The organism is Actinomyces ruminis (assembly GCF_002154335.2).
Classification (GTDB): Bacteria; Actinomycetota; Actinomycetes; order Actinomycetales; family Actinomycetaceae; genus Actinomyces; species Actinomyces ruminis.
Map to the genome: position 1 here is coordinate 26006 of NZ_MTPX02000072.1, position 11412 is coordinate 37417.

7 protein-coding genes and 2 pseudogenes are annotated in these 11412 nt (G+C 69.1%); 2 read left to right on the plus strand and 7 right to left on the minus strand.

Annotation, left to right across the window (positions count from 1 at the left end; genetic code table 11):
- Positions 1 to 130: 130 nt before the first annotated feature.
- Together BW737_RS13235 and BW737_RS13240 are read left to right on the plus strand one after the other, a co-directional pair.
- Complete coding sequence (locus BW737_RS13235) at positions 131 to 721, plus strand: YbaK/EbsC family protein (protein WP_086615592.1); 591 nt, start codon at positions 131 to 133, stop codon at positions 719 to 721.
- Positions 722 to 772: 51 nt separating this feature from the next.
- The gene (locus tag BW737_RS13240; RefSeq protein ID WP_086615591.1) at positions 773 to 1819 is read left to right on the plus strand and encodes a D-glucuronyl C5-epimerase family protein; all 1047 of its coding nucleotides are present in this window, start codon (positions 773 to 775) and stop codon (positions 1817 to 1819) included.
- A gap of 51 nt (positions 1820 to 1870) precedes the next feature.
- Here BW737_RS13240 and BW737_RS18855 read toward each other — a convergent pair whose 3' ends face one another.
- The 7 genes and pseudogenes from BW737_RS18855 to BW737_RS13270 all read right to left on the minus strand — a co-directional run.
- A complete protein-coding gene (locus BW737_RS18855; RefSeq protein ID WP_240038405.1) occupies positions 1871 to 2050 on the minus strand; it encodes a 4Fe-4S dicluster-binding protein in 180 nt (59 codons plus the stop codon).
- Positions 2047 to 3558, minus strand: a complete 1512-nt coding sequence (locus tag BW737_RS13245; protein WP_257210844.1) for an NAD(P)-binding protein — start codon at positions 3556 to 3558, stop codon at positions 2047 to 2049. Before BW737_RS13245 ends, BW737_RS18855 begins: the two co-directional genes overlap by 4 nt.
- A 1-nt stretch (position 3559) precedes the next feature.
- Positions 3560 to 4690 (minus strand): thiamine pyrophosphate-dependent enzyme, encoded by a 1131-nt coding sequence (locus BW737_RS13250; RefSeq protein ID WP_086615590.1) that lies wholly within the window; start codon positions 4688 to 4690, stop codon positions 3560 to 3562.
- A complete protein-coding gene (porA, locus tag BW737_RS13255; protein WP_086615589.1) occupies positions 4687 to 5892 on the minus strand; it encodes a pyruvate ferredoxin oxidoreductase in 1206 nt (401 codons plus the stop codon). Before porA ends, BW737_RS13250 begins: the two co-directional genes overlap by 4 nt.
- Positions 5882 to 6514 carry a 2-oxoacid:acceptor oxidoreductase family protein gene (locus BW737_RS13260; protein ID WP_086615588.1) on the minus strand — a complete coding sequence of 211 codons (633 nt, stop codon included), beginning with the start codon at positions 6512 to 6514 and terminating at the stop codon, positions 5882 to 5884. Before BW737_RS13260 ends, porA begins: the two co-directional genes overlap by 11 nt.
- Before the next feature lie 566 nt (positions 6515 to 7080).
- Positions 7081 to 9776: pseudogene (gene acnA / locus BW737_RS13265) on the minus strand (aconitate hydratase AcnA).
- Positions 9777 to 9978: 202 nt separating this feature from the next.
- Positions 9979 to 11412: pseudogene (locus BW737_RS13270) on the minus strand (class I SAM-dependent RNA methyltransferase); the annotation flags it as partial.

Below are 11412 nucleotides of genomic sequence, written 5' to 3' on the forward strand. Positions count from 1 at the left end.
CGCTGTGTTCCCCAGGCAACGCCCGGTGCGGCGGAGTTCATTCCCGCCCCGGACCCGACGGCGCCGTAGACTCCCGTGGGAGTCCAACCCATGCTGCTCGCCCATGCTTCACCGTCGAAAGGACTTTTCTATGAGTCAGCTGCGTGAACCGGCCGCTGTCTTCGCCGAGCTGCTCGGCTGGCAATCCGCCCTGGAGCACACGGATCTGCTCGCCCCGCCCGTGGCCGCGGCGCTACAGGCCCTCGCAGACACCCCGGAGGGGCGGAACCTGGCGAGCGCGGCGAAGGTGGTGGAGATCGACCCCGCCCTGTCCGATACGGATGCGCTGAACACGGAGTACTCGTTGAACCCCGAGGCCACCGGGAACTGCGTGCTGGTGGCGGGCAAGCGCTCCGGTGAGCGGCGCGTGGCGGCCTGTGTGGTGCGGGCGACCGACTTCGCCGACGTCAACCACCTGGTGAAGCGGTTGATCGACGTGCGCAAGGCCTCCTTCCTGCCCATGGAGCAGGCCGTGGAGATGAGTGGCATGGCCTACGGCGCCATCACCCCCATGGGCCTGCCCGCCGACTGGCGGCTGCTGATCGACGGACAGGTGGCCGCGCGCGACACGATGCTCATCGGCTCGGGCGTGCGCCATTCCAAGCTGCTGGTGCCCGGGGCCCTGCTGGCCGCCCTACCCGGCGCCGAGGTGATCGAGAACCTGGGCATCACGCCCGCCTGATGGTGCCAGCGCCCAGCCCAGTCACCTAGCAGAACGCCGGAGCGTATACAAATGACCCCCAGTTCGACGAGCCCACGTTTGTCGCGGCGCCACTATTTGCTCACCACCGCCGTCGGCCTGGGAGCATCATTGGCCGGCTGCTCAGCAGCGGCACCGCGGGCGACCAGCACAATTTCCAGCACATCCAAGCCCCCCCCGCACACGACCGCAACACCACAGGCTCTCGGGGAGACTTATTCAATTGATCTGACCGGGGTATACGATCCCTTCGGACTCAACCCGAGCATTATCGACAAATATGTGCCTTTAGATAACGGCACCGACGGACCGCAGGTCAATGATCAGGGCGCACTGGTGGTTTCATTCGAAGACGTTGGCGACGACGTGTACCACCCAACCTCGTACTGCTGGTATGCGTTGCGGGCGCTGAGCGCCTACGACCTCACCGGAAATGAGGAGTACTGGAGGCGTTCCGTCGCCACCGCGCAACGACTACTCGACGGTGCCGACATCGACGGTGAACAATGTTGGCTGCCGTACCCCTTCGACTATGCTCCGCACGGAGACTCCACAATCACTCTACATGCGCCCTGGTACTCAGGCATGGCGCAGGGTATGGCGCTGGCCCTGTGCACACGACTGGCCAGGCGTGCATCGGACCAGAACTGGAACACCAGCGCCGAGCAGATCCGTAACTCATTCTTCGCTCCCACGGACGGCCCCCATGTCACCGTCACAGACTCGGAGGGATTGACCTGGCTTGAGGAATACTCGGGAGACGCCAGTCCGCTTTATGTGATAAACGGACACATTTACGCCATGCTGGGATTGGCGCAGTACGCTCAATACACGGACGACGCGGATGTCATCGACCTGTTCTCCCGAGCCGCGGATACGCTTAAAGCCACCTTCACACGCTGGCGGGTACCCGGCGGCATCTCATATTACTGCGCTTCCGACTACTGTAAAAACACCGACTGGACGCCCGAAAGCTATCATCGCGGTGTCGCCCGACTGCTACAAACCCTGGCGACCATAACCGGCGACGCTGAATTCAGAACCATGGGACTTCAACTGGACTCGGATTACTCCGCGTGACTCGGTGGTGGAACGGCGGCACCGCCGTTCCACCACCGAGTCAGACCGCCTTCAGCTCAGTTCCGGTACCATCTCGATGGCGCCGCAGGGGCACTCCTCCACGCAGATGCCGCAGCCCTTGCAGTAGTCGTAGTTGAAGGCGTAGCGCTTGCCGGGCTCCAGCTTGATCACGGCGTTGTCCGGGCACACCCCGAAGCAGTTGTCGCACTCGAAGCAGTTGCCGCAGCTCATGCAGCGCCGCGCCTCGAACAGGGCGTCATCCGCATCAAGGCCCAGGACCACCTCGTCGAAGGTCTGCGAGCGACGGGGCCCTTCCAGGCGCTCGCGCACCTGCTGGGGCGCGTCGGAGTAGTACCAGGAGTTGATGGCGCCGATATCGGCGAGCCGGTGGCGCTCCGGGTGCTGGTAGACCTCGCCGCGCAGGTAGCGTCGATGGCGCGGGCGGCCTGTTTGCCGTGCCCGATGCCCACCGTGACGGTACGCTGGGAGGGCACCATGTCTCCGCCGGCGAACAGTCCCGGGTGGCCGGTCATGAACTGGTCATCGACCTGCACCACGCCGTCCTCGATCGTCAGGCCCTCCACCCCTTCGACCAGGCCCAGGTCGGATTCCTGCCCCAGGGCGAGGACCAGCGAGTCGGCGGCCAGATCCTCGAATTCGCCGGTGGGTTGGGGGAAGCCGGTCTCGTCCAGCTCCATTTTCTCGATGCGCAAGTTACCGGCGTCGGCATGCTGGACGGTGGATAGCCACCGCATCTGAATGCCCTCCTCCAGGGCCTCGACCACTTCGGAGTCGTGGGCGGGCATGCGCTCGCGGGTACGCCGGTAAACGATGATCGCCTCCTCGGCTCCCAGGCGCTTGGCGGTGCGGGCGGCATCGAGGGCCGTGTTACCGCCGCCGTAAACCACCACGCGCCGCCCCAGCATGAGCTGGTCTCCCGCATCGGGGCCGCCCTCCATGCCCTTGAGCAGGGTGACCGCGTCCAGGATGCGGGCGGCTTCACCGGCCGGGATGTAGGTGCGCCGCCCGACCTGCGCGCCAATGGCCAGGAACACCGCGTCGAACTCGCCGGAGTCCAGCTCGGACGTGATGTTGTCCACCTTGCTGTTCAGGACGAAGCGGACCCCCATGCCTTCAATGCGGGCGATCTCGGCGTCAAGCACATCGCGTGGCAACCGGTAAGCGGGAATGCCGTACCGCATCATCCCGCCCGCCTTGGGAGCGGCGTCGCGGACGGTGACGGCGTGGCCGCGCCGGCGCAGTTGGTAGGCGGCGCTGAGCCCGGCCGGGCCGGCCCCAACCACCAGTACGTGCTTGCCGGTGTCCGGCGCGCAGGGATCGGGCTGCCACCCCTGGCGCAGAGCCTCGTCACCCAGGAAGCGCTCGACGGCGTTGATGCCTACGGCCTCATCCACCTTGCCGCGGTTGCAGGCGGTCTCGCAGGGGTGGTAGCACACGCGGCCCATGACAGCGGGCAGCGGATTATCCCGCATGAGGGTGCGCCAGGCGCGCTCGTAGGAGCCGTCCTCGGCGTCGTAGAGCCACTTCTGAATGTTCTCCCCCGCGGGGCAGGCGTCGTTGCAGGGCGGGAGGAAGTCGCGGTATACCGGGCGTTCCACCCTCCAGGCGCCGGTCTTGTTCGCCAGGGAGGAGGCCATGGCCAGGGTGACGGCGAAGGGACGGACCTTCCCGGTGCCGTCCCCGGCGGGCGCGGCTTCAGGAGTAGAAATGGTGGTCATGTCAGTCCTCCTTGGGGGCGTCGTTGAGGTCTGCGCGTGCACCCAGGGTGGAGGTGGCGCCGGTGGCCTCGTCGTTCAGCACGGGTACCGCGTCGGGATGCCCCAGCAGGCCGTAGCGATGAATGTTGCGGTCGGCGAGAGCCTGGAGTCGGCCGATGGTCTCTTCGTCCTTGGCAGGGCGGAACAGGTGCGCGAAGCGGCGCTGAAGCACCAGGTAGTCCTCCACCGGCACCTGGCGGCGAATAGGGCTGACCCCGGTGACCTCGCCATACTCGGCCTCGAAGACGGGGAAGAGCCCCGACTCCACGGCCAGGCGGGCGATGCGCACGGTGTGGGAGGACTTCGCCCCCCACCCCAGGGGGCAGGGCACCAGTACGTGGATGTAGCGCGGACCGTGCAGGCCCATCGCGTAGGTGACCTTGCGCTCCAGATCGTGCAGGTCTGCGACGGTGGCCGTGGCGACGTAGGGGATCTCATGGGCCATGGCGATGCGGGGCACATCCTTGCCCTGGCCGAACACGTTGCCCGGGGCGTCTCCCACCGCCTGCGTGGTGGCGGTGCGGGCCGCCGGCGGGGTGGCACCAGAACGCTGAACCCCGGTGTTCATGTAGGCCTCGTTGTCGTAGCAGACGTACAGGACGTCGTCCCCGCGCTCGAACATGCCGGAAAGGCAACCGAAGCCGATGTCAACCGTGCCGCCGTCGCCGCCCTGGGCAACCACGCGGATGTCATCACGGCCCTTGGCCCTCAGCCCCGCGGCCACACCGGTGGCCACGGCGGGCGCATTGCCGAACAGGGAGTGCAGCCAGGGCAGGCGCCAGGCGGACTCGGGGTAGGGCGAGGAGAAGACCTCCAGGCAACCGGTGGCGTTGACGGTGACCAGGCTGCCTCCGGCCCGCTCGGCAGCCGCCGTGGCGGCGTCGAGCACGTAGCGGGCTCCCAGCGCCTCCCCGCAGCCCTGGCAGGCGCGATGCCCGGAGGTGAGCGTGTTGTTCCGCTCCCGGCTGGACTGGAGGGAGCGGACCTCCGGCAGGAGCCGGTTGCCGACGGCGAAAGAGCCGACTTGGTAGAAACGCGTCCGCCCGCCCGACTGCTGCGGTGCGGTGGTGGAGGTGGCCGACGTCGTCGTCATGATGCTGCTCCTTCCGTACGGTCGACGGCCGCCAGGTGGGCGGCGACAGTGGCTTCATCCAGGTCCAGGAACTCCAGTGGGGCGAGTTCGCCGCGGTCGGCGCGGCGCAGTTCCTCCACCAGCGATGCCGAGGTGATGTCGCGGCCTCCCAGGCCCGCGGCGACGGTGGTCAGGGTGACTTCGCCGGCGCGGTCCCACAGAACGCGGCGCAGGTCCTCTTCGACAATGCCGCCGCGCCCCAGCGAGAAGGCCCGTTCCAGGCTCACCACCCGCTTGGCCCCGGCCAACGCGCGCGCCATGGCGGCATCCGGGAAGGGCCGGAAGGAGGTCAGCGCCACCAGGCCCACCGGCACGCCGTCGTCCCGCAGGGTGTCGACGGCATCCTTGAGCGTGCCGGTGACCGACCCGAGCGCCACCACCACGGTCTCGGCTCCCTCGGTGCGATAGGGGTGCAGCAGGCCGCCGGAGTCCCTGCCGAAGGCCTCGGCGAACTCTCGGCCCACGCGTTCAACCACCTCGACGGCCGCCTGCTGCTTGCGGTGCGCCAGGTAGCGGACCTCCGTGAAGGCCTCGGGCCCCACCATGGCGCCGATGGTGACGGGATCCTCCGGGTCGAGGGTTTGCACGGGCTGGAACGGGGGCAGGAAGGCATCGACCTGCTCCTGCTCGGGCACGTCCACCCGCTCGACGGCGTGGGTGAGGACGAATCCGTCCATGCAGACCATGACCGGCAGACTCAGTTCCTCGGCGATACGGAAGGCCTGAACGTGCAGGTCGGCGGCCTCCTGGTTGTCTGCGGCGAAGAGCTGAAGCCAACCGCTTTCGCGCTGACTCATGGTGTCGGACTGGTCGTTCCAAATGTTGATGGGACCGCCGATGGCCCGGTTGGCCACGGTCATGACAATGGGCAGCCCCAGGCCGGAGGCGTTGTAAACCGCCTCCACCATGTACAGCAGTCCCTGCGAGGCGGTGGCCGTGTAGGCCCGGGCACCCACGGCACTGGCACCGATGGCGACGGACTGGGCGGCGAACTCGGATTCGACGTTGATGTATTCGCAGTCCAACTCACCCACCTTGACCAGACGCGAGAGCTCCTCGACGATGTGCGTCTGGGGCGAGATGGGATAGGCGCACACGACATCCGGACGGCAGGTGGCGACGGCTGCCGCCACCGCCTTCGATCCCTCTATCTCACGCAGCACCGGCGTCCTCCTCCTGATCGTGGTTGGTCCGGGTCTGGGACTCGGAGACGTTGCCGGCGAGCTTGTCCGCAACGATCTTGTGGGCGGCCCGGGCGGCGGCGATGTTGCGCTCACCGACCTTTCCCGGGAAGCGGTCTGCGATGGCGGCGCATACGGCCTCGATGCCGAGCACATCGGTAATGGCGGTGAACGCCCCCAACAGGACGGCGTTGGGCAGGGGCCGCCCCAGGTGCTCCATGGCCAGGTCCGTGGCCGGCACGGTCAGGCGATGCTCCGGGGGGACGGCGGCCACCGTGTCCGGGTCCAGATCAAAGCTGTCGAAGGACTTAGCGGAGTTGATAAGCGCATAGCCTCCCGGGCGCAGGCCGGCGAAGACGTCAATGGCACCCAACAGGGTGGGATCTTGGATGATGACGGCGTCCGGGGTGAGGACGGGCTCGTGGGCCCGGATCGGGCGGGTGTCGATCCGGCAGTAGGAAACCACCGGCGCCCCCGTGCGCTCGGACCCGAAGGACGGGAAGGCCTGGGCGTAACGGTCCTCCTTGAAGGCCGCATACGCCAACAGGTCTGACGCAGTGACGACCCCTTGGCCGCCTCGACCGTGGATACGGATCTGGAACATTGGGCCTCCTCGCCCGGTGCCTGTCGGCGCCGCGTTCACTCACCTCCGACTTTAGGTCGCCATGTCCGATCCGTAAGCGTGCTCATATGCCGAGATCCGGTGACACGCGGATTTGTCCAGGCATTTAGTCGGAGCTACGGCAGGCCGCACAGCCGCTCGCGCCCGGGCGTGCGCGCGTCGGCGCCACGGGTCCTACCGGCGCCGCCAACCCCCTTGAGATCGCGGCCACAACCGCGCAATTCCGCCGTTCTTGCAGCTCGCTCCGAGGCGTTGTTCAGCTCGGCCCCGCGGCCCGGACGGGCCTCGACGAGACCCGCCCGGGCGCCCGTTGCAGCTGTTTTCCAGCCCGATCACAGCAGCCGGCCTCACGCGAACCGCGCCCATTCGGCTCGCGCCAACCGCAACCATTTCCGCCTCGGCTAAAGCCGCATGACCGGACTAAAAAGGCAACTTAGCCTTTCCGTAATTTCCGAGTGTGCGGATCCTCCGCCGGGCACGGCGAGCCGAGCGCATGCGGGAGCCGGCCGCGGCAACTCCCACCCGCACAGACTCCAAACGAAGGTTCGCTACTGCTGCTCGCCGCGGGCCAGGCCACGCAGCACGTACTGCAGAATTCCGCCATTGCGGAAGTAGTCCGCCTCACCGGGGGTGTCGATGCGCACGGTCGCCTCGAAGGTGACCTGCTCGCCGTCGTCCCGCCGGGCGGTAACCGTCACCGTCCGTGGGGTGACGCCGTCATTGAGAGCGGTCAGCCCGGTGATGGAGAAGGTCTCGGTGCCGTCCAGGCCCAGCGAAGCCGCCGACTGGCCGGCAGGGAACTGCAACGGCACCACGCCCATGCCGATGAGGTTGGAGCGATGGATGCGCTCGAAGGACTCGGCGACGACCGCCTTGACGCCCAGTAGGGCCGTGCCCTTGGCCGCCCAGTCGCGCGAGGAGCCCGAGCCGTACTCCTTGCCGCCCAGCACCACCAGCGGCACGCCCGCGGCCTGATAGGCCTGGGCGGCGTCGAAGATCGACTCGGTCTGCCCGGTGAGGAAGTTGCGGGTGTAGCCGCCCTCCACGCCGTCGAGCAGCTGGTTGCGCAGGCGGATGTTGGCGAAGGTGCCGCGGATCATGACCTCGTGGTTGCCGCGGCGCGAGCCGTAGGAGTTGAAGTCCTTGCGTGCCACCCCATGGGCAGCCAGGTAGCGGCCGGCCGGGGAGTCGGCCTTAATGGCGCCGGCCGGGGAGATGTGGTCGGTGGTTACCGAGTCTCCCAGCAGGGCGAGTACGCGCGCACCCGTGACGTCTTCCACGGGGGTCAGCTCCATGGTCAGGCCCTCGAAGAAGGGGGCCTTGCGCACGTAGGTGGAGTCCTCGTCCCAGGTGAAGGTCTCCCCCTCGGGGGTGTCCAGTCCCTGCCAGCGCGCATCGCCGGCGAAGACGTCGGCGTAGTCGCGGGTGTACATCTCCCGGTCGATGGTGGCGTCGATGACGGCCTGCACCTCGGTGGGGTCGGGCCAGATGTCGGCCAGGAATACGTCCTGGCCGGCGGCGTCCTGCCCCAGCGGCTGCGTGGCGAAGTCGAAGTCCATGGTTCCGGCCAGGGCGTAGGCGATCACCAGCGGCGGGGAGGCCAGGTAGTTCATCTTGACGTCGGGGTTGATACGCCCCTCGAAGTTGCGGTTTCCGGACAGCACCGAGACGACCGCCAGGTCGGCGTCGTTCACCGCGGCCGACACCTCGGCGGGCAGCGGCCCGGAGTTGCCGATGCAGGTGGCGCAGCCGTAGCCGACCAGGTTGAAGCCGAGCTCGTTCAGGGCGGGCCACAGCCCGGCCTTCTCGTAGTAGTCCGTGACCACCTGGGAGCCGGGGGCGGTGGAGGTCTTCACCCACGGCTTGGAGCGCAGCCCCTTCGCAACGGCGTTGCGTGCCAGCAGCCCGGCCGCCACCATCACCGACGGGTTGGAGGTGTTGGTGCAGGAGGTGATCGAAGCGATGGCCACATGACCGTGGTCGAGGGTCACCTGCGTGCCGTCCGCCAGGGTGACCGGCGTGGGCTTGTGCGGCTCGGCCGCATAGGTGGGCAGCGTCCGCTCGAAGGCCGCCTTCGAGTCGGCGAGCTCAACACGGTCCTGGGGGCGCTTGGGGCCGGCGATGGAGGGCACCACGGTGGACAGGTCCAGCTCGAGGTACTCGGAGTAGGTCGCCTGGCGGGACGGGTCGTGCCACAGGCCCTGCGCCTTGGTGTACTCCTCCACCAGCCGGATGTTCTCCTCCGAGCGGCCGGTCAGGCGCAGGTAGTCCAGGGTGACGTCGTCAATGGGGAAGATCGCGGCGGTGGAGCCGAACTCGGGGCTCATGTTGCCGATGGTGGCGCGGTTGGCCAGCGGCACCGCGGCCACGCCCTCGCCGTAGAACTCCACGATCTTGCCGACCACGCCGTGCGCGCGCAGCATCTGGGTGATGGTGAGCACCACGTCCGTGGCGGTGGCGCCGGCGGGGATGGCCCCGGACAGCTTGAAGCCGACCACGCGGGGAATCAGCATGGACACGGGCTGGCCGAGCATGGCGGCCTCCGCTTCGATGCCGCCCACGCCCCAGCCGAGCACGCCCAGGCCGTTGACCATGGTGGTGTGGGAGTCGGTGCCCACGCAGGTGTCCGGGTAGGCCTGGGTGACGGGCGCGCCGTCGGCCCCGGTGGTCTCCCGGGTGAATACGGTGCGCGCCAGATACTCGATGTTGACCTGGTGGACGATGCCGGTGCCCGGCGGCACCACGCGGAAGTTCGCCAGGGCCCCCTGCCCCCAGCGCAGAACTGGTAGCGCTCGGCGTTGCGCTCGTACTCGCGCTCCTTGTTGCGCTCCAGAGAGGTAGACAGCCCGAAGGAGTCGATCTGCACGGAGTGGTCGATAACCATCTCGGCGGGGGCCAGCGGGTTGATGACCTCGGGGTCGCCGCCCAGTTCGGCCACGGCCTCGCGCATGGTGGCCAGGTCGACGATGCAGGGCACGCCGGTGAAGTCCTGCATAACCACCCGCGCCGGGGTGAACTGGATCTCGGTGTCCGGCTCGGCGGCAGGATCCCAGGCGGCCAGGGCACGCACGTGATCGGCAGTGACATTGGCGCCGTCCTCGGTGCGCAGCAGGTTCTCCGCCAGGACCTTCAGGGCGTAGGGCAGCCGGTCCAGGCCGTCGACGGCGTCGAGCCGGTAGATCTCATAGGGGCGGCCGTCCACGTCGAGGGTGGCGCGGGAGTGGAAGGTGTCGAGACTCGTCAAGTTCGTTCCTGTTCATCCGGGTGCGCGGGCGCGCAAGGGCAGTTGGACCGCACGCGGCGGGTGGTCTGGCGGCCACGGTAGCGGATACGGCGTCATTCGGCGTCAACGCGGGCCATCCCGCTGCGCGGGCGCCGCCGCATACGCCACGCGCGACTTACGTAAACGCCGGCCGGCTCCCGCATGCGGCTGCGGGCCGGGCCGCTCAGCCGCGCTCCAGCACCGCGATGGTCTCGAAGTGGTGGGTGTAGGGGAACATGTCCAGGGCACTCATGGCGGCCGGCCGATAGCCGGCCCGCAGGAAGGTGCCCAGGTCACGTGCCAGTGCGGCCGGGTCGCAGGCGACCAGCACCACCCGGCGCGGGCTCAGGGCGGCAACGGCCTGGATCACGTCGCGGCCGGCGCCCCGGCGGGGCGGGTCCAGTACGACGACGTCAGCGCCGCCTGCGCGCGCACCGTCCGCGCTCTCGAAGCTGCCCAGTTGGGCCACCGCCGCGGGGGTGACGCGTCCGACCGACAGCTGGGCGCCGTCGTGCTCGTGCAGGGTACGGCGGGCGTCACCGACGGCGCGCGCATCGCCCTCCAGGGAGTGCACCCGGCCGGTCAGCGTCACCAGCGGCAGGGTGAACAGCCCGGCCCCGGAGTACAACTCGAGCACGCGGGTGCCGGCCGCACGTGCGGCGTCCAGCGGCTCATCACCGGGCCGGGTGCCGGCGGCCGTCGGAGTCTCGGCGAGGGCGGCGCGCACCACCCGGTCGACGAGCACGGTCGGCGCCTCGCGGTGCGCCTGCCAGAAGCCGTCGGCGTGCACCGAGTAGTGCAGCCGTCCCAGGCCCAGGCCGGCGGCGTCCACCTGCTCGTCGACGCGGCGACGGCCGGTGGAGTGGCCGGCGGCGGTGAGCACCGTGGGGGCCAGCCCGGGGGCGTCCGGGTCCTCCAGCAGGACCAGCGGTTCACCCGCCGAAGGGGCGACGGCGATCACGCGCATGCCGGGGCGGAAGTGCTTGCGCCACAGGGCCCGCTCGGTCAGCCCGAGGTCCTGAATGGCCGGCACCGCCAGCGGCAGGGAGTGCACGGGTAGGACAGTGCCGCTGCGGAACCCGTGCATGCCGGCCTCACCGGTGTCGGTGACGGTGAGCGACACGCGGGTGCGGGTGCCGGCGCCGGCGCGTGCGCGCACCCGGGGGTTCGAGTCCGCTTCGGCTGCCGCATCGCCGGGCATGGGCTCAACCGGGACGGCTCCCCCGGCGGCGCCGGACAGTGCGGACACGGCGGCCACGACCTCTGCGCCGCCGATGCGGCGCAGACAGTCGGCCAGCACCCACCGCTTCCAGGTGCGCTGGGCGGGCAGGGCCACGTGGGACAGCTCGCCGCCGCCCACGCCGCCGGGGCCGGCATCCTGCCACAGGGGACGCACCCGGTCCGGTGACGCGGTCAGCACCTCCACGGCGTCGGCCCGCCAGATCTTGGAGTTCTTCTCCGTCATCACCGCCCGCACGGTTTCCCCGGGCAGGGCGTGCCGGACGAAGACGACCCGGCCAGAGGGTTCGTCCACGGGGGCGGGCGACGCAGTGGCCGCCGTGGGCTGGGGGCGCCGACGGTGAGTGTTACGTATTCGGGGGTCGCGGGTGCGGGGGCG